This window comes from Streptomyces sp. NPDC002853, assembly GCF_053591915.1.
Map to the genome: position 1 here is coordinate 216,847 of NZ_JBSFUS010000015.1, position 20,436 is coordinate 237,282.

The window sequence follows — 20,436 nt, forward strand, 5'->3', positions numbered from 1 at the left end:
ATGTCTTGGCTTGAATCCTTCATCCTCGGGCTCGTCCAGGGACTGACCGAGTTCCTCCCGATCTCGTCCAGCGCGCATCTGCGGCTGACCGCGGCGTTCGCGGGCTGGCACGATCCGGGGGCCGCGTTCACCGCGATCACCCAGATCGGCACCGAGGCCGCCGTGCTGATCTACTTCCGCAAGGACATCGCACGGATCATCTCCGCGTGGACCGGCTCGCTCTTCGGCAAGGTGCCGCGCTCGGACCACGACGCGCAGATGGGCTGGCTCGTCATCGTCGGCTCGATCCCGATCGGCGTCCTCGGCGTCACGTTCAAGGACCAGATCGAGGGGCCGTTCCGCGACCTGCGGCTCATCGCCACGACGCTGATCGTGATGGGCATCGTCCTCGGCATCGCCGACCGCCTGGCGGCCCGCGACGAGGCCGGCGGGAAGCACCGCGCCGTCAAGGAGCGCAAGAGCCTGAGGGAACTGGGCGTCCGCGACGGCCTGATCTTCGGCATGTGCCAGGCGATGGCCCTGATCCCGGGCGTCTCCCGCTCCGGCGCCACCATCAGCGGCGGCCTGCTCATGGGCTACACCCGCGAGGCCGCGGCCCGCTACTCGTTCCTGCTGGCCATCCCGGCGGTCCTCGCCTCCGGCGTCTTCGAGCTCAAGGACGCGAGCGAGGGCGGCCATGTCTCCTGGGGCCCGACGATCTTCGCGACGATCGTCGCGTTCATTGTCGGATATGCCGTGATCGCGTGGTTCATGAAGTTCATCACCACCAAGAGCTTCATGCCGTTCGTCTACTACCGGGTCCTGCTCGGCATCGTGCTGTTCATCCTGGTCGGCACGGGTGCGCTGAGCCCGCACGCGGGCGAGTCGGCGGGGTAGCGCAGGGCGCTGACTGAGGGCCCGTATCGGGGGAAGCCGGATGGCATGGCTGTTCTCAGGAAATGCGCACGCCCCTTGCTCGCCTCGGTCTTCCTGTCGGGGGGATTCAGTACCCTCCGGAACCCCAAGCGCGTGGCCGCCGCGGCGGAGCCCGTCGCGGTTCCGCTGGGCTCCCGGATTCCCCGGCTGCCGGAGGACCCCGAACGCCTGGTCCGCATCAACGGTGCGGTGCAGCTCGGTGCCGGCGCGATGCTGGCCACCGGGCGGGTTCCGCGCTTCGCCGCACTCGCGCTGGCCGGAACCCTCGTGCCCACCACGCTGGCCGGGCACGCCTGGTGGAAGGAAGAGGACCCGGAGCGTCGGGCCGCCCAGCGCACCCAGTTCGTCAAGAACCTCTCGCTGCTCGGCGGCCTGCTGATCGCGGCGGCCGACACCCACGGCAAGCCCTCCCTGGCCTACCGCGGCCGGAGCGCCGCCAAGTCCGGCGCCACCCGCGGCCGCTCCGCCGTGAAGTCCGGGGCCCATCGCGGACGTGGCGCGGCGGAGTCCGGACGGCGGGTCGCCCGCAACGCCGGGCGCGATGCCAGGGGCGCACTGAACGACGCCAGGGGCGCGCTGACCAAGGTGACGGGGACGTGACCAGGACGTTGTGACCAATGGCATGCCGAAAGACCCTCTTCAGGAGGGTTTGGCCGCCCTACGGTGAAGGGATGTCGCCCCTCGCCCGCATCAGCGCCTCGTACGCCCCGCGCTTCGCCGAGTTCGCCTTCGAGCCCGGTTTCACGGCCGCCGTGGACCAGCACGTGGCGGAGCTGCGGGACCGGCTGGAGATGGGCGGGGCCGGGCTCGTGCCGCCGGCGCCGGACCCGGAGATCCTCTCGGACTACGCCCTGGGGTTCCTCGACGCGCTGTCCGAGAACGGGTGGCGGGAGCCGGTGGGCCACGACTACGCGGTGTGCCGCCTCACCGCCATCTCCTGGCTGGTGAGGCGGCACGACCTGGTGCCGGAGTCCTCCGGGGCCTGAGCCCCGGACCGGTCACATGCCGTCGCGCATGTCGTCGTCGCGCAGGTGGCTGCCCATGTCATTGCCCATGTCCTGACGCGTACGTTCCCGCGCGGGCTGGTTGGTCATCGCGTCCTGGCGTCCCGCCTGGTAGGCGCTGACGCTGCCGCGGGCCTTGACCGTCTCCTGCTCCGCCGTGCTCAGCCAGCGCTCCCAGCGCTGCCGCATCGGGCCGATGAGGCCACCGCCCACGCCGACGATCAGGATGCCGGCACCGGCCGCGAGCGCGGCGTACAGGACCGGCTGGGTGACCGTGGTGGCGATGCCCGCCTGGCCGAGGGCCGCGAACACACCGAGGGCGACGATGCAGGCCCACGCGATCGTGCCGACGGTCTTCCCGTACGACATCGAGGACAGGGCGCTGGTGACGATGTCGCGCACGATGTTGGCGACCGCCATGGCGACGACCATCAGGACGATGGCGACGACGCCGCGCGGGATCCAGGAGACGATGCCGTCCAGCATCGAGGAGACCGGGTTGCTGCCGAAGACACCGAAGCCCAGCTGCAAGGTGATCAGGAGCAGGGCGAAGTAGATGACCTTGCAGACGATCCCCGTCATGTCGTACTTGGAGTTCGCCAGCATGCGGGACGCGCCCGCCCGTTCGGCGAGCTTCTCCGAGCCGACCTTGCGCAGGACCCGGTCCAGGACCCGCGCGATCAGCTTCGACACGAACCAGCCGATGACCAGGACGACCAGGAAGCCGATCAGCTTCGGCACGAACTGAGCGACCTTCGACCAGGCGTCGTTGAGGCCTTGGGTGAAGTCCACGGAGAGACTTATGTACTGAGACATGAGTGGTCCTCCACTCGGTGGGCCCCGGCCGCCGCAGTGGCGTCGAGGCGATGAATCCCCCACGGCGCGCGGCTTCCGGCGCGTCCCTTCTCCCCTGGATATCAGGGGCCACGGCCTGGGGCGGTGCGGTGATGCGCCGTACGGGTGACGGCGTGCGACGAGCCGCTCCGCTGTGCGACCGCTCACTTGGGGCATGTGCCCGGTAGCTGAGAGTTCCGATTGTCGTAGCTATCCCCTAGGCTTGACTCATGCCCTTAACCCCTCAGCCCCTTGGTTCCGCACGGTCTGCCGCGGAACTGAACGAGCGGATCCGCGGCCTGTGGATGCGCGCCGGCGGACGTCTCTCGGCCGAACAGCGCCGGGAGTACGAACAGTTGGTGACCGAGTGGGCTGCCGCCGTACGCGAAGAGGTCGTCAAGGCGGCCTAGTTCGGGTCTTCGACATCAGGTTTTCGACCTCAGGCCCTCGCCACAGGTCCTCACTTCATCCCTCACGGCAGGTCCTCACCCCTGAGACGTGAACTCCCTTATACGAGCGAGGGTTTGTGCCGTTTCGGTGTGCACGTGGCCTGCCGTCCCCAGCGCCCTCGCCGCCGCGACATTGCCGGAGGTGTCGTCGATGAACAGCGCCCGCGCGGGTTCGACGGCGAGCAGCCGCAGTGCGATCTCGTAGATCCGCCGGTCCGGTTTGGCGCATCCGACCTCGCAGGACAGGACGAGGCGGTCGGCGATGTCCGTCAGGCCGCCGTCCGACATCCGCTCACGCAGGCCGGGCCAGGTATTGCTGACCACGGCCGTGCGGACGCCCTGCTTCCGCAGGCCGCGCAGGCACGCCACGAGCTCCTCGTCCCAGGTCTCCCTGCCCGCCAGGTCCCGGCGCAGCTCGGCGATCACGTCCGGTTCCGTGCGGAGCCGCCCTCGGACGGTCTCCCACCAGGCGTCCTCGCTGACGCGGCCGATGAGGACCCCGGAATCGTTCCCCTCGTACAGGGCGGCCATGAAGGCGGTGGCCGTGAGGCCGAGCCGCCTGCCCCAGGCCGCCGCGACGGCGGGCAGATACTCGCGGACGAGCACACCGCCGACGTCGATCAGAATGGCGCGGGCGCGCGGGCTCATGTGCCGTACTGTCGCCGCGGCACGCCCCCGCCGTCAACGGTTGCCGCGTCAGCCCTTCCCCTGGCGCGCTTTCCGCGCCACACGGCGCTTCTGCCGCCCCGTCAGTTCCGTTCGATTGCCCTGCCGTTTGTACGCCGCGATGCGCTGCTCGTTCTTCACCGGGTCTCCCAGCTCGGAGTGTGACTGCTTACTTCGACGACATGGAACGGTTGCTCAACTGCCGTTCATAGTAGGGCAGTTGCCCCGCAACCGGCCCCCCTCCGACCACAACACGCGCATCGCATGCCGGCGCCCGGTCCGGCACGTACCTGCACGCCTCTTGGCTGCGCTCCCCCCGTGCCCAACACTGACCCGATGACGCAGCGCGTGGAACTGGCCGCCGTGATGGACCGGTTGGCCATCGACTCCCTCATCACCGAGTACGCAGTGACCGTCGACGACGGCGACTGGGACGCCTACCAGCGGCTCTTCACCCCGGACGGCCGCGCCGACTACAGCTCGGCGGGCGGTGTGGACGCCGGCGCCGCGGAGGTGGCCGTATGGCTGGCCGGGACGATGCGGCTCTTCCCGATGCGGCAGCATCTGATCGTCAACCGGAGGCTACGGTTCGGGACACTCGACCAGGACATCGGTGACGTGGCGCAGGTCCAGGCCGACTACGTGAACCCCATGCGCTTCGCCTCGGGCGAGGCGGGGCACAAGGGCGAGGGCGGCGCGGAATCCTCCGCGCCGGACTTCATCTGCGGCGGCCGCTACGCCTTCACGGCTCTGCGTACGCAGCAGGGCTGGCGGCTCAGTCAGGTGACCGTGCAAGAGAAGTGGCGCCAGATGCAGCAGCGGCCCGTGACGCGCCCGTCCGGCTAGGGGAACGGGCCGGGAAAAGGTCGGGAAAACGCGTGGCAGACGCACTGTCCTAGATCGTCCGGGGCGCGCACACTGGAGGGACGACCGGGCGTCGGGGACCGAGGGAGGCGCTGCATGGATCCACTTTGCGACGACCGGGACCCGCGGCGGCCACGCCTCACCGCCGCTTCGGCCGCGGGGCTGCTCGCGTCGGCCCGCTGGCGCGGCGCCATCGCCGTCTTTGCCGGCGCGCTGCCGGCCCTCGCCTTCCCCGCACCGTCGCTGTGGTGGTTCGCCTACGTCGCGCTCGTGCCCTGGATCCTGCTGGCACGCTCGGCGGGGACCGGGCGCAGGGCGGCGATCGACGGGTGGCTCGGCGGCCTGGGGTTCATGGTGGCGGTGCATCACTGGCTGCTGCCGAGCCTGCACGTGTTCACCCTCGTCATCGCCGCGCTGCTCGGCCTGTTGTGGGCGCCGTGGGGCTGGCTCGTACGGCGTCTGCTGGGCGGGGTGCTCACACCGGGGCGGACCGCGGCCGCGCTGGTCGTCCTGCCGTCCGGCTGGCTGATGGTGGAACTGGTCAGGTCGTGGGAGGGTCTCGGGGGCCCGTGGGGGCTGCTCGGCTCCAGTCAGTGGCAGGTCGAGCCCGCCCTGCGGCTGATGTCGGTGGGCGGGGTGTGGCTGGTCAGCGCCTTGCTCGTGACCGTGAACACCGCCGTCGCGGCGCTCGTGGCGACGCTTGTACCGGCCCACGCCGTACGCCCACCGGGGACGGCCCGCACCGCCATCGCCAGGGCCGCAGTCCCCGCCACCGCCGGTCTCGTGGCCGTGGCCGCCGTGACCACCTCCGCCTGGGCGTGGGCGCCGCGGCCCGAAGCCGCGGGCCGGATGCGTGTGGCCGTCGTCCAGCCCGGCGTCATCGACGGGGTGGGCGGTGCCGAGAAGCGGTTCGCGCGCGAGGAGACGCTGACCCGCGGCCTGGCGGGGCAGGATCTGGACCTCGTCGTCTGGGGCGAGAGCAGCGTCGGGTACGACCTCGCGGAGCGCCCCGACGTCGCCCGGCGGATAGCCGCGCTGTCCCGGGAGCTCGGCGCCGACATCCTGGTGAACGTGGACGCGCGCCGCTCCGACCGGCCCGGCATCTTCAAGAGCTCCGTCCTCGTGGGCCCCGAGGGCCCGACCGGCGACCGCTACGACAAGATGCGGCTCGTCCCCTTCGGCGAGTATGTGCCCGCCCGCTCGCTCCTCGGCTGGGCGACGTCCGTGGGCAAGGCGGCCGGTGAGGACCGCAGACGCGGCGAGCGTCCGGTGGTGATGTCCGTGGGGGACGGCCTGCACGTCGGCCCGCTGGTGTGCTTCGAATCGGCGTTCCCCGACATGAGCCGCCATCTGACGCGTGAGGGCGCCCAGTTGCTGCTCGCGCAGTCGTCCACCTCGACCTTCCAGTCCAGTTGGGCGCCCGAGCAGCACGCCTCGCTCGCGGCGGTGCGGGCCGCCGAGACCGGCCGCCCCATGGTGCACGCCACGCTCACCGGCGTCTCCGCGGTGTACGGCGCGGGCGGCGAGCGGGTGGGAGCGCCGCTCGGCACCTCGGCGAGCGCCACGTCGACGTACGACATTCCGCTGGCCGAGGGCGTCACGCCGTACGTCAGGCTGGGCGACTGGCCCGTGCACACGGCCCTGGCCGTGCTCGCGGTGCTGTGCGCGGCGGAAGGCCTGCGGTCCCTGCGAAGGCCCGCGAAAGATCGCCTCAGGCGGCCTGCTCCAGAGCCGCACGGACCACACGCTCGCACAGCTCATGGGTCGCCAGCGCATCCCGGGCGCTGAGCACCTTGCCCGCGCGCACGGCGTCGAGGAAGGCGTGCACCACCTGCTCGATGCCGCGCTGCCGCGCCACCGGCACCCAGTCACCGCGCCGCCGCACGCTGGGCTGGCCCTTGTGGTCGATGACCTCGGCGAGGTTGATCACCTGACGCTTGGTGTCCTGACCGGAGACCTCGAGGATCTCCTCGGTGGAACCGCTCAGCCGGTTCATCACGCCGAGCGCGGTGAACCCGTCCCCCGCGAGCTGCAGCACGACGTGTTCCATGAGCCCGTCCTGGACGCGGGCGCGCACCCCGACGTGGTCGATCGGCCCCGGCGCCAGGAAGCGCAGGGTGTCCACGACGTGGATGAAGTCGTCCAGGACGAGCGTGCGCACGTCCTCGGGCAGGCCGACGCGGTTCTTCTGCATGAGGATCAGCTCGCGCGGGTGCTCGACGCACTGCGCGTAGCCGGGCGCGAAGCGGCGGTTGAAGCCGACGGCGAGGCTGACCCCGCGCTCCTCGGCCAGGCTCACGAGCCGCTGGGAGTCGGCGAGTTCGTAGGCCAGGGGCTTGTCGACGTAGGTGGCCACCCCCGCTTCGAGCAGCCGCGTCACGATCTCCGGGTGGGCGGCGGTCGAGGCGTGCACGAAGGCGGCGTCGATGCCCTGGGCGAGCAGCGCGTCCAGGTCGGTGTGGCAGCGCTCCTCGGTGATGTGGTGGGTGCCCGCGACGCGGGCCAGGGTCGCGGGCGTGCGCGTCTGCAGGTGCAGCTCGACCCCGGGCAGGGTGGTGAGCACCGGAAGGTACGCCTTCTGCGCGATGTCACCAAGTCCGATACAGCCGACCTTCACCACTGTCCCCTGTCTCCTCTGCCGCTCGTGCCGCGCTACCTCTGTGCGAGTCGCGCTCCCGCAGCATACGGCTGCTGCGGCGGCCGCCAGTCGGCGATGGAGGCGAAGCTCCGCAGGATCAGGTTCGGGCCGAGGCGCCCAGCGGCGGCCATGACTTCGTTGCGTACGGCGATGAGCGGGGCGCTCGTCAGGTGGTTCATGCGGGCCGCGCGCGCCGCCTGCCGGACGATCGCCGTGGTGCGCGGCACCCTCACCGCGCTGTAGCGGGCGAGCCCGGCGGCCAGGTCGCCTCCCGGATCGGCGTGGTGGGCCAGGACGACGGCGTCCTCGATGGCCTGGTTGCCGCCCTGGGCCAGCGTGGGCGCCATGGCGTGCGCGGCGTCGCCGATGAGGGCGACCCGGCCGCGGTGGTACCGCGCGAGCGGCGTGCTCATGTGGCGCACGTCGTTGCGCAGGATGTCCTCGGGGCGCGCGGCGGCGATGATCCCGGGGATCGGGTCGTGCCAGTCGGCGAAGCGGCGCGCCATCTCGGCCTTCTCGCCGTCGGGGCTGTAGCCGCCTTCGGGGACGGTGGCGGTGGCGTACGCGTAGATCCTGCCGTCCTTGAGCGGATGGGTGCCCCAGACGCCGCCGTGGCCCCAGGTCTCGTGCGGTTCGAAGGGGCGGCCCGGAGCGGGGACCACGAGGCGCCAGGCGGTGAATCCGGCGTACGTCGGCTGCGGGTGGGCCGGGAACAGGGCGGTGCGCACGGCCGAGTTGATGCCGTCGGCGCCGACCACGAGATCTGCCTCGATGGTGTCCCCGTCGCCGGTACGGACGACGGCCCTGCGGTCCCGCGACCCCGGATCGACGAGGTCGGCGCGCACCCCGGTACGCAGGGCGTCCGCGGGCAGTGCGGTGACGAGCAGGTCGACGAGGGTGGCGCGATGCACGAGGACCAGCGCGCCGCCGAACTCCGCGGCGGTCGCCGCCGCGGACGTCCGCACGAGCCAGCGCCCGTCCTGCGCGCGCACGCCTCCGCCGCCCTCCCAGGCGGCGAGAGCGCGGATCCGGTCACCGAGCCCCAGGACGTCGAGGGCGCGCTGGGAGTTGGGGGCGAGCCCGATCCCGGAGCCGACGGGCTCCAAGGTGGCGGCTCTTTCCAGGACGGTCACCTGCCAGCCCGACAGGTGCAGGGCGATGGCGGAGGTGAGGCCGCCGATGCCTCCGCCGATGATCACGGCGTGGGGCTTGGGGGGCCGGGAGGGCCGATGCGGGCGAGGGGGCTGTTGGGGCCGCTGAGGCTGTGCCATGACTCTGCTCCTCGTGCTCGAGCTGACGTACGCGCCACTACATCTGTAGTGGCCGACACACCGAGATACTACACCTGTAGTGACGGCGGCTAGGGTGGTCCGCATGCCCGCACGCACCGAACTGATCGCCGACACGGCCCTCGCCCTGCTCGCCGAGCGAGGCATGCGGGGGCTCACGCACCGGGCGGTGGACGAGGCCGCGGGGCTCCCGCAGGGCTCGACCTCAAACCACGCGCGTACGCGGCTCGCACTTCTGGAAGCGGCGGTGCGAAGGCTGGCGGATCGGGAGGCCGAATTGCTGGGCCTCCCGGAGTCGGCACATCCGGGGCCGGGCGGGCTCGAGCCCGTGATCACGGCACTCGCCCAGGCCCTGCACCGCTACCTGACGGACCACCGCGCGCTCCTGATCGCCCGCTACGAACTGGCCCTGGAGGCAACCCGCCGACCAGAACTACGCGCCTTCTACGACGCCACGGGACCACGCTTCACGGAGCCCCTGGTCACCCTGATGCGAACCCTGGACTCACCAGCCCCGGAGCGACACGCGCTGTCGCTGGTGGCATGGACCGAAGGCCTGCTGTTCACCCACGCGGCAGGCTCGTACCGCACCCCGCCCCCAACCAAGCAGGCCCTACGAACAGGCCTCACCGAACTACTACGGGGAATGCTCCCCAGGGCATGACACCGGGCCACCCTCACCTCGCTCGGCACGGACCCCCACTTCTTCCCATCAAGCGCGCCAGGAACCGCGGGGCCCACGGGTGCACCGCCGGGGAGACAAGTACCGCGGGCCAGCAGGTGCGGGGGCGGAGGCGGGGGCGGAGGCGCCCGGACTCACCCATGCGGGCCAACTTCCCCTCGTTTCCTCGCCGAAAGCACCCCCCACCCCTCAGAGTTGCGCGAATGCACCGAACCACGACCACCGCCACACTCCTGGCCTCCGTGGCGGTCACCGCCCTCTCCGGCTGTGTGAGCGTCGAGCGGCAACCCGCGCCCGGACCGTCCGCCGCGAGCGCCCCGCCCCCGGCCCCCCGCGCCGACGGCAACTCCCGCCCGCGCGTCGTGGAAGCCCCCGCCCGCGAGGCGCTGGAGCTCATCGAGACACCGCGGGCCCCGGCGCCCCGCGCCACCGGCACCGCCCCGACCGTGCCCACCGCACACCCCCGTACGGCCGCCCCCGCACGGCCTTCGGACCCGCCCCCGCAGCGCCGCGCTCCCCGGCCCGAGGTCGCCGAACCGGCCGTTCTGCCCACCTCCGCGCCCTCGATCGCGGACCTCTGCACCCTCGGCAAGCAGTACGGCGGCTGGCAGCCGGGCAGCCCCGAGGCACTCATCTGCCAGGACACCTACGGGCGTTGACCCTCACGCGAGCGAAGCCCCCCGCCTCACTCGACCTCGCTGCCCTCCCCCAACTGGAGCTCCAGCCTCCCGATGGCCGCCCGGACCCCGTCCCCGTACCCGTCGTCCCCCAGTGCCCCGACCGCCCCACGCGCCCGCCGGATGTGGTTGCGCGCCGCCTCGGGGCGCCCCAGCTTCGCGTAGTCCGCGGCCAGGTTCAGGTGCAGCGAGGGGTAGAAACCGCGGACCGCGATGGAGTCGTGGTGCTCGTGCAGGCGCTCGTCCGTGAGCTCGTCCGCAGCCGACAACGCCCGCAGATCCCAGGCCAGTTCGTCCGAGGGGTCCTCCTGCGTGTCCGCCATGTAGTGCGCCAGTGTGCAGCGGTGCAGTGGGTCGCCCTCCTCGCCGATCTCCGACCACAGACCGAGGAAGCGGTCCCGCGCCTCCTCACGGTCACCCCCGTGGTGCAGCATGACCGCCTGCCCGATCCGGGTCATCATGGCGTCTTCCGCCGCCTGCTCCTGCTGCTCCGCCACCGGGTCCTCCACACTCGTACGCCCATCGTGCCAACCGCTCTCGACGCTATCCGCCCCCACTGACAATCACGGTCAGGCGCGATCGGCCGCGAGGCGCTCACGCGTACCGCTGGGCCAGCCCGGTGACGGTCCGTGCCACCTCCGCGCGCAGTTCGGGCGGGCCGAGCACCTCCGCCTCCAGGCCGAGCCTGAGCAGGTCGCTCACGGCGACGGGCAGTGTCTCGACCTCCAGGTCGACCACCCTTCGGCCGTCCGCGTCCGGCTCGCCTGCCGCTTCCACGGCCCGCGTCCCCGCTGCCCCGAACAGCGCGGGCAAAAGCCGAAGCCCCGTCGGCGACACCCGTACCCGGGCCGTCCCCCGCAGCACCCGCGCCCGCAGGTCGCGCGCGGCGCTCTCCCAGTAGGCGGCCAGATCGAACCCGGCAGGCCGCGCGGACTCCTCGTCCGTCGCCGTCACCTCCAGGAACCGTGAGACCCGGTAGGTGCGTACGGTGCCGTCGGCGGCCGCCACCAGATACCAGTTTCCCGCCTTGAGCACGAGCCCCAAAGGGTGCAGTTCGCGCCGCACTTCGCCGCCCCACCGCCGGTAGTGCGCCCGCAGCACCCGCCGCCGCCACACGGCGTCGGCGACCACGGGCAGCAGCGGCGCCGGATCGGCCGCACGGAACCAGCCCTCCGCGTCCAGGTGGAAACGCTCCTGTATCCGCCGTGACCGCTCACCGAGCCCGGCCGGCAGCGCCGCCCCCAACTTGAGCTGCGCGGTGACCAGTTCGGCACCGAGCCCCAGATCAGCCGCGGCGGCCGGCATCCCGGCGAGGGCGAGGGAGTCGGCCTCGTCGTCGGTGAGGCCGGTCAGCCGGGTGCGGTAGCCGTCCATCAGCCGGAAGCCGCCCGCCGGACCCCGCTCGGCATACACGGGCACGCCGGAGGCGGCGAGGGCCTCCGCGTCCCGGTAGACGGTCCGCACCGAGACCTCGAGTTCCCCGGCGAGTTCGGGCGCGGTCATGCGCCCTCTGTTCTGGAGCAGCAGAAGCAGGGCGAGGAGGCGGTCGGCGCGCATGGGAGCAAGTCTGCACCCGTACCTGACAGAAGGTGTCAGGTCTGAGCGGCACGCTGATCCCGGAAGCCGACACGCGGCGACCACCCACCCAGCCGCCTCACCGCCAGAACGAAAGGCACCCCGTGACCACGCAGCCCGTAGACACCACCTCTGTCACTGCCACTGGTACCTTCACCTTCACCCGCTGGGACGAGAAGCCCGTCGCCGGAGCGGAAGGCGGCTCCCGCATCGCGCACGCCGCCGTCACCAACGACTTCACCGGCGTCATCGAGGCCACCGGCACCTCCTGCGAGTACACGCTCGTCTACACCGACGAGACCACCGGCGCCTTCGTGGGCCACGAGTTCATCGAAGGAACCCTCGACGGCCGAGCGGGTTCGTTCGTCCTCGAGCAGCGCGGTTCGTTCGGCGCCGACGGCACGATCACCTGCACCCTGACCGTCCAACCAGGTTCAGGGGCAGGCGAGTTGACGAGGCTGAGCGGCACCGGCGCGTTCACTGCGCGGCACGGTGAGTCCACCGTGCCGTACAGCCTCACGTACACGATCAGCTGAAGCCCAGCCCGGCCCAGCCCAGCCCGGAAGATGCTCAGCCCAGGTTCGGAATCCGCCAGTCGATCGGCTCGTGACCCTGCGCGGCCACCGCCTCGTCGATCTGTGTGAAGGGGCGCGAGCCGAAGAACTTCTTCGCGGAGAGCGGCGAGGGGTGCGCGCCCTTCACGACCACATGCCGCTCCTCATCGATGAGGGGCAGCTTCTTCTGGGCGTAATTGCCCCACAGGACGAAGACGGCGGGGTCCGGACGCTCGGCGACCGCGCGGATCACCGCGTCGGTGAACTTCTCCCAGCCCTTGCCCTTGTGGGAGTTGGCCTCTCCGGCGCGGACCGTGAGCACCGCGTTCAGGAGCAGGACGCCCTGCTGGGCCCACGGCATCAGATAGCCGTTGTCCGGCACGGGGTGGCCGAGCTCCTCCTTCATCTCCTTGTAGATGTTCCGCAGCGAGGGCGGGGTCTTCACACCGGGCCGCACGGAGAAGCAGAGACCGTGCCCCTGCCCCTCGCCGTGATACGGGTCCTGGCCGAGGACAAGCACCTTGACCTGGTCGTACGGCGTCGCGTCGAGTGCGGCGAACACCTCGTCACGCGGAGGGTAGACGGGGCCCTGCTCCCGCTGTTGCTCGACGAACTCGGTGAGCTCCTTGAAGTAGGGCTTCTGCAGCTCCTCGCCGAGGACTCCGCGCCAGGACGCGGGCAGCATGGCGATGTCGGTCACGTCAACAACCTCCGGTGTGCGGTCACTTCTCACCCCAGAACCTACCGGCGACCACTGACAATCACCCCGCTGCCCGCGACCCGCGGCCCTTCGCTGCCCGCGACCCCGCTACCAGCTGGTCTTGCGCTCCAGCTCCCACATCATCATGATCGCCGAGGGGTCCAGGGCACGCTCGCCGCCCGCGATCTCCTCGCTCGCCATGATGTATTGCTTGCCCTGCCACAGCGGCAGCAGCCGCGCGTCGTCGACGAGGAGCTTCTGGGCCCGCTCGAAGTCGTCGGCCACCGCGCCCCGGTCGGCCTCACGGCGCGAGCGCGGCAGCACCTCGTCGGTGATCTCCGGTGCCGGATAGGGCGTGTTGAGCACGTTCTTCTCGCCGATGAACGGCGCGATGAAGTTCTCCGCGTCAGGGAAGTCGGGGAACCAGCCACGGCCGAAGACCGGGTACTCGCGCTTCTTGGTGCCCGCGTCGAACTCGGTCCAGGGGCGGCTCTTGAGCGTGATCTTGAAGAGCCCCGAGTCCTCCAGCTGCCGCTTGATCTCCTCGAACTCCCCGGCGGTCGCCGAACCGTAGCGGTCGGTCGTGTACCAGAGCGTGAGCGGGACGGGTTCGTTGATGCCGGCGCCCTTGAGGATGTTCGCGGCCTTGCTGTTGCTGGGGTCCCCGTAGTCGTCGAAGAAGCCCGTGCCGTGCCCGGTGAGCCCCTGGGGGACCATCGAGTACAGCGGCTCGACGGTGTCCTGGTAGATCTTGTGGGCGATGGCCGGGCGGTCGATGACCTGGGCGAAGGCCTGGCGGACCGGCTTCTTCCTGGCCCAGGGGTCGTCGGGGTTGAACACCAGGTAGCGGATCTCGGTGCCCGAGCCCTCCACGAGCTGGATTCCCTCGCGCGCGTGCTTGTTGGCCTGCATGTCGACGATGTCCGTGGACGCGAGGCCGCGGAAGGTGACGTCGATCTGCTTGTCCTTCAGGGCCTCGACCATGGTGGCCGACTTCTTGAAGTAGCGGATCGTGACGGCGTCGTTCTTGCGGTCGGCCGCACCCTTGTAGTTCGTGTTCTTGACCAGCTCGGCCCGGTCACCGGCCTTGTACGACTCCAGGGCGTACGGCCCCGAGCCCGCGATCGAGGAGCCCTCGCGGAGCTTGTCCGCCGGGTACTCGCGGGGGTCGACGATCGACATGGCGGGCGTGGAGAGCACGAACGGGAAGGTGGCGTCCGGCTTCTTGAGCCGGAACGTGACCGTGCGGTCGCCCTTCGTCTCGACCGTGTCGAGCGAGCCGAGCAGCCCCGCGGGCCCGCCCTTCACGTCGATGCGCCGCATACGGTCAAAGGTGTGCTTGACCGCCTTGGCGTCGAGCGCGTGGCCGTCGGAGAACTTGAGGTCCTCGCGCAGCTCACAGGTGAAGACGGTGTTCGTCGCGTCGGCGAACTTGCAGGACTCGGCCGCGTCCGGCTCGGGCTCGGCCGCCCCGCTGGGGAAGCTGAGGAGCGTCTGGAAGACATTGCGGTACAGCTCCCAGGAGCTGTCCCAGGCGGCGGCCGGATCAAGGGTGCTGGGAGCACTCATGGTGCCGACGGTGATCTTCTGTTCCTCGTCGGAGTCGTCCGACGAGAACATTCCGCATCCCGAGAGCAGAGACAGGGAGACCAGCGCCGCGGCCGGCCGACGGCCCCGGCGGGGCAGCCCGGCCAGGCCACGGAGACCCGCCGCCGCCACCAGGCGAACTTCACTGAACACGCGCACGCTCCTCGATCGGCCATGCCATGGGTCGGGAGACAATATCGCAATGCCCCGCCGGGCCAACTTGCGGCGCCGACGGGGCACTTGATGCGGGTGTACGTCCCTTTTGGATGGCGTACCTGGTGATTGCCGGGCCTTCGTCAGCTGACGCCCGCATTGAGGAAGATGCCGCCATCGACCACGAGTGTCTGTCCCGTGATCCAGTCGGACTGGCCGGACGTGAGGAACGCGGCCGCGCCCCCGATGTCCTCCGGCACCCCGAGCCGACCCAGGGGGTACGCGGCCGCGGCCTCCGCCTCACGGCCCTCGTAGAGCGCCTGGGCGAACTTGGTCTTGACCACGGCGGGCGCGATCGAGTTGACCCGCACCTTCGGCGCGAACTCGTGCGCGAGCTGCAGGGTGAGGTTGACCATGGCGGCCTTGCTCATGCCGTACGCGCCGATGAACGGCGAGGGGGCGACGCCCGCGACGGATGCGATGTTCACGATCGCGCCGCCGTTCTCGCTCTGCCAGGCCTTCCAGGTCTGCTGGGCGAAGCCGAGCGCCGAGATCACGTTGGTCTCGAAGACCTTCCGCGCCACATTGAGGTCGAGCTCGGCCATCGGACCGAACACCGGGTTCGTACCGGCGTTGTTGATCAAGAAGTCGACCCGGCCGAAGGCCTCCATGGCGCGCTCGACGGCGATTGCCTGGTGGGCCTCGTCGTGGGCCTTGCCCGCGACGCCGATGACGCGGTCGGAGCCGAGCTTCTCGACGGCCTCCTTCAGCGCGTCCTCGTTGCGTCCGGTGATGCACACACGGTCGCCGCGGGCGACGAGCGCCTCCGCGATGCCGTAGCCGATGCCGCGGCTGGCGCCCGTGATGAGCGCCGCCTTTCCGCTGTCCTGCACAGTCATCTCCGCATCCCTCCGGGAAGAACTAGTTGAGCGGGCCGCCGGCCACGTACATGACCTGACCCGAGACGAAGCCCGCCGCGTCGCCCGTGAAGAAGGCGATGGCGTTGGCGATGTCGTCGGGGCGGCCGACGCGCTGCACGGGGATCTGCGTGGCGGCCGCGGCCTGGAAGTCCTCGAAGCCCATGCCGACGCGGTCGGCGGTGGCCTTGGTCATCTCGGTGACGATGAAGCCGGGGGCCACGGAGTTGGCGGTGACGCCGAACTTGCCGAGCTCCTTGGCGAGGGTCTTGGTGAAGCCCTGGAGGCCCGCCTTGGCCGCGGCGTAGTTCACCTGGCCGCGGTTGCCGAGCGCGGAGGACGAGGAGAGGTTCACGATCCGGCCGAACTTGGCGTCCACCATGTGCTTCTGGCAGGCCTTCGACATCAGGAAGGCGCCGCGCAGGTGCACGTTCATGACCGTGTCCCAGTCGCTCGCGCTCATCTTGAAGAGGAGGTTGTCGCGCAGGACACCGGCGTTGTTCACGAGGATCGTGGGCGCGCCGAGCTCGTCGGCGATCCGGGCGATGGCCGCCTCGACCTGAGCCTCGTCGGACACGTCGCAGCCGACGGCGATCGCCTTGCCACCGGCAGCGGTGATCTGCGTGACGGTGTCCTTGCAGGCGGCCTCGTCGAGGTCGATCACCGCGACGGCGCGGCCTTCGGCGGCCAGACGCACGGCGGTCGCCGCGCCGATGCCTCGCGCTGCTCCGGTCACGACCGCGACGCGCTGCTCAGTGGTGGACATGCTGGTTCTCCTCGCCCTGTGGGATGCGGCTCTACGGTACGCCCCGATGGTGAGCGACCGCTTAGTACCTTCAGCTGAACGAGACGCTAGAAGCCCTGGCACCCGGTGTCAACGGCACACTGAGGCCTGTGATTCTTTACCTCACCAGGAGGTCGAGGAGTCGGTCCACCTCTGCGGCAGGATCCGCGGTGAGTCCCGTGTGCACCGGCCCCGGCTGGACGACGGTCGAGCGCGGCGCGATGAGCCACCGAAAGCGCCGTCCGGCGTCGTCCCCCGCGGCCTGACCCGCCGCCTCTCCCCCGGCGCAGATCCGCTCGACGGCGCCGAGCGCCGCCCTGATGCCGCCGAGGTCGGCCTCCGGGTCAAGGGCCCGCAGCTTGCCCTCGTCGAGATGCGTACGGGCGGCCACGAAGGACCGCGCCCGGCAGTAGACGACCACGCCCGCGTTGAACTGCTCGCCGCGCTCCATGCGCGGCACGACTCGCACCAGGGCGTATTCGAAGACGTCCCGCTGGATCGGCTGCTCGGTCACGAGGTGGCGCCCTTCCGCTGCGGCTCGGGCAGCTGGATGCGTTCATGAATGGTCTTGGCGCGCGGCAGCAGCGCCGCCACATAGGCGCGGCGCACGGCGTCGGGGTCCTCGAAGCCCGGCTCGTCCACGAGCCAGGCCTCGGGCACGTCGGCCGCGGCTGCGGCGAGCAGCTCCTCGGTGACGAGCGGGGCGAGCTCGGCGGCGGCGGACGCGACATCGGGCCCGAAGGGGGCGAGGGCGTGGTCGGACGCGTCGTACGGCTTGGTGGCCGCGGTCTCGGCGGTACGCCAGTTGTGGTGCCAGATCATGCTCGCGCCGTGGTCGATGAGCCACAGCTCGCCGCCGGTCATGAGCATGTTCGGATTGCGCCAGGAACGGTCGACGTTGTTGATGAGCGCGTCGAACCACACCACGCGCCCCGCCTCGGCCGGATCGACGCCGAACGCGAGCGAGTCGAAGCCGAGCGCGCCCGAGAGGAACTCCATCCCGAGGTTCAGGCCGCCGCTCGCCTTGAGCAGCTCCTGCACCTGCTGGTCGGGCTCGCCCAGGCCGAGCACGGGGTCGAGCCGGACCTGCGCGAGTCTCGGCACCCGGAAGCCGAGGCCGCGCGCCAGCTGACCGCAGATCACTTCGGCGACCAGCGTCTTGCGGCCCTGTCCGGCTCCGGTGAACTTCATGACGTACGGCGCGTACGTTCCCCGGTCGTCGACGGCCTCGACGAGGCCGGGGAGCGATCCGCCCTCCCGCAGGGGCGTCGCGTAGCGGACCGCGGTTACTTCGGTGAGCATTGCCCCAGGTTAATGCCGGTCCGAACTCGGTTCGCGCAAGAAGTGCTTGAGGTGTTGAACACGGGGGCGCGTGGCCTCGTACCACCGGACATGACCATTTCGAAGGAACCCATTGGCCCGCTCTCCCGCCGTTCGGTCGTCGCCGCGGCGGGTGTCGTCAGCCTGGCCGCCGCCCTCGCGGCCTGCGGTGAGAGCGACGACGGTTACGGCTCCGACCAGGCCGACGAGCAGACGCCCGCCGAGGCCGAGACCACAGAGGGCGCCGCCGGGGCCGCGCTCGCCAAGACGTCGGAGATCCCGGTGGGCGGCGGCAAGATCTTCAAGGCGGAGGGGGTGGTGGTGACCCAGCCGACGGAGGGCGAATTCAAGGCCTTCTCGAACCGCTGCACCCATAAACAGTGTCCGGTGACGAGTGTCGAGGGAGGCACCATCAACTGCCCCTGCCACGGCAGCAAGTTCTCCATCGCCGACGGAAGCGTGAAGGCAGCGCCGGCACCGAAACCGCTGCCCGCCGCCGAGATCAAGGTGGACGGGGACACGATCACTCTGGCGTAGGAGGTCTCGGTCACACCGGCCTTGGGCGCTTCCAGGTGCCGAGGATTTCCTCGGTGGTGGCGATGGTGGCCACCAGGGAGAGCGTGTTGCGGATCATCGCGGGTGCATAGTCGGAGGGGACTCCCGCGATGGCGTCCGACGGCACGACGGCGGTGTAGCCGAGGTTCACGGCGTCGAAGACGGCGTTCGGTATCGCCACGTTCGCCGACACGCCGGTCACCACAAGGGTCCGGCAGCCCATGTTGCGCAGCAGCGGGTCGACGTCCGTGCCGGCGAGGGGCGAGAGGCCGTGCAGCCGCCGTACGACGAGGTCCTCGTCGGCCACTTCGACGGGCGGCGCGATCCGCACGGCCCTGGTCCCGGAGAGCTGCTGCACGGGGAGCCGTCCGGCGGCACGGAAGAGGCGGGCGTTGCGGTTGGCGCCGCGCCCGTCGGGCCGGCGTTCGGCGACGGCGTGCAGGACCTGCACCCCGGCCAGGTGGGCGGCGGAGACGAGCCGCGCGACATTGGCGAGGCAGCCCGACGAGCGTGCCTCGTCGGCGAGTTCGGGCAGCGCGCTCTCCGTCCCCACCACCCCCTGCTGGCACTCCACGGTCATCAGTACGGTGGTGGCGGGATCGAGGAGTTCCCTGAGCTGTTCGTACGACGGCATCGCTCCCCCTGTCCGGGTCGTCCGGGCCGGTCGAGGCGGGCTGCGCCCGGGATGCGCGGAGGTTAGCCGCCATTGCGTCACGGCGGAAGAGACCGCATGCTTTCCTGACGGACAGAACTGACGCTCAGTCAGTTTGCTTCGTGCGTCCACTTCTTTCACACGCGCGGGAGGACCGATGGCCGTCACACAGCGGCGGGGCCGCAGGATCATGATGTCGCCGGAGGAGCTCGACGCCTACCTCGTCGCGGAACGCACCTGCCGGGTCGCGACCGTGTCCGGCGACGGCGCCCCGCACGTCAGCGCGCTCTGGTTCGTCTGGGACGGCACGTCCTTGTGGCTGTTCTCGCTCACCCGCAGCAAGCGCTGGGCCGACTTGCGTGGCGATCAGCGGATCGCCGTGGTGATCGACTCCGGTGTGGAGTACGGGGAGCTGCGGGGCGTGGAGCTCTCCGGGTCGGCGGTGTTCGTCGCGGAGTCACCACGCATGGGCGACCCCTGCCCCGAACTGGAGGCCCCCGAGCGGCTGTTCAGCCAGAAGTACTTCGGGATGGACAAGATGCCGTACGACGGGAGGCACGCCTGGATCCGGCTCACGCCCGAAGCGGTCACGTCCTGGGACTTCCGGAAGCTGGCGGAGTTGCCGGCCCGCCCCTGACCCCATCGGCCCGGCCCCGCGGCGCTAGCGCAGCCCGGCCCCCGCCACCTGGAGCGCCTCCACCGCCGCCCTGATCGAGGGGCGGCGGTCGGCGTCCGCGCGCCACACCACGTACACATGGCGGCGCACCCGGTGGCGCACCGGAACGGTCCTGACCCCGGCCGGCATGGGATCGCGCCCCAACTGGGGTGCCACGCACACGCCGAGACCCGCGGCCACCATCGCGAGCTGGGTGTGGTGTTCCTCCGCGCGGTGCGCGATCCGCGGTTCGATGCCCTTGGCGCGCAGCGTGAACATCAGCCACTCATGGCAGAACTCCCCCTCGGCCCAGGCGATCCACTCGTCGTCCGCGAACTCCTCCAGGTCCACCTCGGCACGGTCGGCGAGGGGGTGCGCCGCGGGCATGGCGACATCGGCGGGGTCGTCCAGGAGGGGCGCCTTGACCAGGTCTCCGGGCATCGGCAGCGGCTTGTTGTACCAGTCGAGGACGACCGCGAGGTCGATGTCGCCGCGCACCACGGCGGCCACCCCGTGCTGCGGCTCCATCTCCTGGGAGTGGACGCGCAGGCCGGGGTGTCCGGCACGCAGCGCGGTGAGCGTGGCGGGCAGCAGCCCGCGCATCGCCGTGGGGAACGCGGAGATCCGCAGCTCGCCGACGGCCTTGCCGCGCTGCTCCTCCAGGTCGGACTGGGCCAGTTCCACCTGGGAGAGGATGCGCGCGGCGTGCTCGGCGAGCAGGCGTCCGGCGTCGGTGAGGCGCACTCCGCGGCCGTTCTTGGCCAAGAGCTGCTGGCCCACCTCGCGCTCCAGTTTGGTCATCTGCTGCGAGACGGCCGACGTCGTGACGTGCAGCCCGGCCGCGGCGCCGCTGACCGATCCGTGCCGGGCCAGTGCGTCGAGCGTGCGCAGGCGCTCCAGGTTCAACATGTAAGCGATGCTACGCGGTACTGGGCAGCTAATTTCGCTTGTTCTACGAGGTCGCAG

The 20,436-nt window shown here is 70.9% G+C and carries 25 protein-coding genes; 11 read left to right on the top strand and 14 right to left on the bottom strand.

Annotated elements, in window-relative coordinates; genetic code table 11:
• From ACWD02_RS36270 to ACWD02_RS36280, 3 genes are all read left to right on the top strand, one after another.
• Complete coding sequence (locus ACWD02_RS36270; RefSeq protein WP_451219033.1) at positions 1–876, top strand: undecaprenyl-diphosphate phosphatase; 876 nt, start codon at positions 1–3, stop codon at positions 874–876.
• Positions 877–921: 45 nt separating this feature from the next.
• Positions 922–1,515 (top strand): DoxX family protein, encoded by a 594-nt coding sequence (locus tag ACWD02_RS36275; RefSeq protein ID WP_451219036.1) that lies wholly within the window; start codon positions 922–924, stop codon positions 1,513–1,515.
• Between the two features lie 71 nt (positions 1,516–1,586).
• On the top strand, positions 1,587–1,901 hold the full coding sequence (locus ACWD02_RS36280; protein WP_451219039.1) for a DUF6401 family natural product biosynthesis protein: 315 nt from the start codon (positions 1,587–1,589) through the stop codon (positions 1,899–1,901).
• A gap of 12 nt (positions 1,902–1,913) precedes the next feature.
• Here ACWD02_RS36280 and ACWD02_RS36285 read toward each other — a convergent pair whose 3' ends face one another.
• Positions 1,914–2,735, bottom strand: coding sequence for a membrane protein (locus ACWD02_RS36285; RefSeq protein WP_451219042.1), 822 nt, complete (start codon positions 2,733–2,735; stop codon positions 1,914–1,916).
• Positions 2,736–2,983: 248 nt separating this feature from the next.
• Between ACWD02_RS36285 and ACWD02_RS36290 the strand changes: the two genes are divergently transcribed.
• Positions 2,984–3,163: a hypothetical protein gene (locus ACWD02_RS36290; protein WP_365822279.1), complete on the top strand. Its 180-nt coding sequence runs from the start codon at positions 2,984–2,986 to the stop codon at positions 3,161–3,163.
• A 75-nt stretch (positions 3,164–3,238) separates the two neighbouring features.
• Here ACWD02_RS36290 and ACWD02_RS36295 read toward each other — a convergent pair whose 3' ends face one another.
• On the bottom strand, positions 3,239–3,850 hold the full coding sequence (locus ACWD02_RS36295) for an HAD family hydrolase (protein ID WP_451219046.1): 612 nt from the start codon (positions 3,848–3,850) through the stop codon (positions 3,239–3,241).
• 354 nt (positions 3,851–4,204) lie between these two features.
• On the opposite strand from ACWD02_RS36295, the gene ACWD02_RS36300 reads away from it, so the two are divergent.
• Both ACWD02_RS36300 and lnt read left to right on the top strand, forming a co-directional pair.
• Positions 4,205–4,714: a nuclear transport factor 2 family protein gene (locus ACWD02_RS36300; RefSeq protein WP_451219049.1), complete on the top strand. Its 510-nt coding sequence runs from the start codon at positions 4,205–4,207 to the stop codon at positions 4,712–4,714.
• A gap of 114 nt (positions 4,715–4,828) precedes the next feature.
• Entirely contained in the window at positions 4,829–6,520 is a 1,692-nt protein-coding gene (lnt, locus tag ACWD02_RS36305; protein ID WP_451219052.1) for an apolipoprotein N-acyltransferase, read from the top strand.
• Here the strand turns inward: lnt and ACWD02_RS36310 are convergent.
• Together ACWD02_RS36310 and ACWD02_RS36315 are read right to left on the bottom strand one after the other, a co-directional pair.
• A complete protein-coding gene (locus tag ACWD02_RS36310) occupies positions 6,444–7,349 on the bottom strand; it encodes a Gfo/Idh/MocA family protein (RefSeq protein WP_451219055.1) in 906 nt (301 codons plus the stop codon). The genes lnt and ACWD02_RS36310 overlap by 77 nt on opposite strands.
• 35 nt (positions 7,350–7,384) lie before the next feature.
• The gene (locus ACWD02_RS36315) at positions 7,385–8,641 is read right to left on the bottom strand and encodes an FAD-dependent monooxygenase (RefSeq protein WP_451219057.1); all 1,257 of its coding nucleotides are present in this window, start codon (positions 8,639–8,641) and stop codon (positions 7,385–7,387) included.
• A gap of 103 nt (positions 8,642–8,744) precedes the next feature.
• Between ACWD02_RS36315 and ACWD02_RS36320 the strand changes: the two genes are divergently transcribed.
• Positions 8,745–9,323: a TetR/AcrR family transcriptional regulator gene (locus tag ACWD02_RS36320; protein ID WP_451219060.1), complete on the top strand. Its 579-nt coding sequence runs from the start codon at positions 8,745–8,747 to the stop codon at positions 9,321–9,323.
• 221 nt (positions 9,324–9,544) lie between these two features.
• Positions 9,545–10,000, top strand: a complete 456-nt coding sequence (locus ACWD02_RS36325; RefSeq protein WP_451219063.1) for a hypothetical protein — start codon at positions 9,545–9,547, stop codon at positions 9,998–10,000.
• A gap of 26 nt (positions 10,001–10,026) precedes the next feature.
• Here the strand turns inward: ACWD02_RS36325 and ACWD02_RS36330 are convergent, their stop codons facing one another.
• Positions 10,027–10,515 carry a hypothetical protein gene (locus ACWD02_RS36330; RefSeq protein WP_451219066.1) on the bottom strand — a complete coding sequence of 163 codons (489 nt, stop codon included), beginning with the start codon at positions 10,513–10,515 and terminating at the stop codon, positions 10,027–10,029.
• A 97-nt stretch (positions 10,516–10,612) separates the two neighbouring features.
• Positions 10,613–11,575 (bottom strand): helix-turn-helix transcriptional regulator, encoded by a 963-nt coding sequence (locus tag ACWD02_RS36335; protein WP_451219069.1) that lies wholly within the window; start codon positions 11,573–11,575, stop codon positions 10,613–10,615.
• A gap of 122 nt (positions 11,576–11,697) precedes the next feature.
• On the opposite strand from ACWD02_RS36335, the gene ACWD02_RS36340 reads away from it, so the two are divergent.
• The gene (locus ACWD02_RS36340; protein ID WP_451219072.1) at positions 11,698–12,129 is read left to right on the top strand and encodes a DUF3224 domain-containing protein; all 432 of its coding nucleotides are present in this window, start codon (positions 11,698–11,700) and stop codon (positions 12,127–12,129) included.
• A gap of 34 nt (positions 12,130–12,163) precedes the next feature.
• On the opposite strand, the gene ung is transcribed toward ACWD02_RS36340, so the two are convergent.
• The 6 genes from ung to ACWD02_RS36370 form a co-directional block, all read right to left on the bottom strand.
• Positions 12,164–12,847, bottom strand: a complete 684-nt coding sequence (ung, locus tag ACWD02_RS36345) for a uracil-DNA glycosylase (RefSeq protein WP_451219075.1) — start codon at positions 12,845–12,847, stop codon at positions 12,164–12,166.
• A gap of 108 nt (positions 12,848–12,955) precedes the next feature.
• Positions 12,956–14,467: an ABC transporter substrate-binding protein gene (locus ACWD02_RS36350; protein WP_451219187.1), complete on the bottom strand. Its 1,512-nt coding sequence runs from the start codon at positions 14,465–14,467 to the stop codon at positions 12,956–12,958.
• A 263-nt stretch (positions 14,468–14,730) separates the two neighbouring features.
• Complete coding sequence (locus ACWD02_RS36355; RefSeq protein WP_451219078.1) at positions 14,731–15,486, bottom strand: SDR family oxidoreductase; 756 nt, start codon at positions 15,484–15,486, stop codon at positions 14,731–14,733.
• 22 nt (positions 15,487–15,508) lie between these two features.
• Positions 15,509–16,270: a 3-oxoacyl-ACP reductase FabG gene (gene fabG, locus ACWD02_RS36360; RefSeq protein WP_363213489.1), complete on the bottom strand. Its 762-nt coding sequence runs from the start codon at positions 16,268–16,270 to the stop codon at positions 15,509–15,511.
• Between the two features lie 136 nt (positions 16,271–16,406).
• On the bottom strand, positions 16,407–16,802 hold the full coding sequence (locus ACWD02_RS36365; RefSeq protein ID WP_451219081.1) for a DUF3037 domain-containing protein: 396 nt from the start codon (positions 16,800–16,802) through the stop codon (positions 16,407–16,409).
• Positions 16,799–17,590, bottom strand: coding sequence for a HipA family kinase (locus ACWD02_RS36370; protein WP_451219084.1), 792 nt, complete (start codon positions 17,588–17,590; stop codon positions 16,799–16,801). The genes ACWD02_RS36365 and ACWD02_RS36370 overlap by 4 nt, the downstream gene beginning before the upstream one ends.
• Before the next feature lie 90 nt (positions 17,591–17,680).
• On the opposite strand from ACWD02_RS36370, the gene ACWD02_RS36375 reads away from it, so the two are divergent.
• Positions 17,681–18,145 (top strand): Rieske (2Fe-2S) protein, encoded by a 465-nt coding sequence (locus tag ACWD02_RS36375; RefSeq protein ID WP_451219086.1) that lies wholly within the window; start codon positions 17,681–17,683, stop codon positions 18,143–18,145.
• 10 nt (positions 18,146–18,155) lie between these two features.
• On the opposite strand, the gene ACWD02_RS36380 is transcribed toward ACWD02_RS36375, so the two are convergent.
• Positions 18,156–18,797: a cysteine hydrolase gene (locus ACWD02_RS36380; RefSeq protein WP_451219089.1), complete on the bottom strand. Its 642-nt coding sequence runs from the start codon at positions 18,795–18,797 to the stop codon at positions 18,156–18,158.
• 175 nt (positions 18,798–18,972) lie between these two features.
• On the opposite strand from ACWD02_RS36380, the gene ACWD02_RS36385 reads away from it, so the two are divergent.
• Complete coding sequence (locus ACWD02_RS36385; RefSeq protein WP_451219092.1) at positions 18,973–19,452, top strand: pyridoxamine 5'-phosphate oxidase family protein; 480 nt, start codon at positions 18,973–18,975, stop codon at positions 19,450–19,452.
• Positions 19,453–19,476: 24 nt separating this feature from the next.
• Here the strand turns inward: ACWD02_RS36385 and ACWD02_RS36390 are convergent, their stop codons facing one another.
• Positions 19,477–20,379 carry a LysR family transcriptional regulator gene (locus tag ACWD02_RS36390; RefSeq protein ID WP_451219095.1) on the bottom strand — a complete coding sequence of 301 codons (903 nt, stop codon included), beginning with the start codon at positions 20,377–20,379 and terminating at the stop codon, positions 19,477–19,479.
• Positions 20,380–20,436 lie beyond the last annotated feature (57 nt).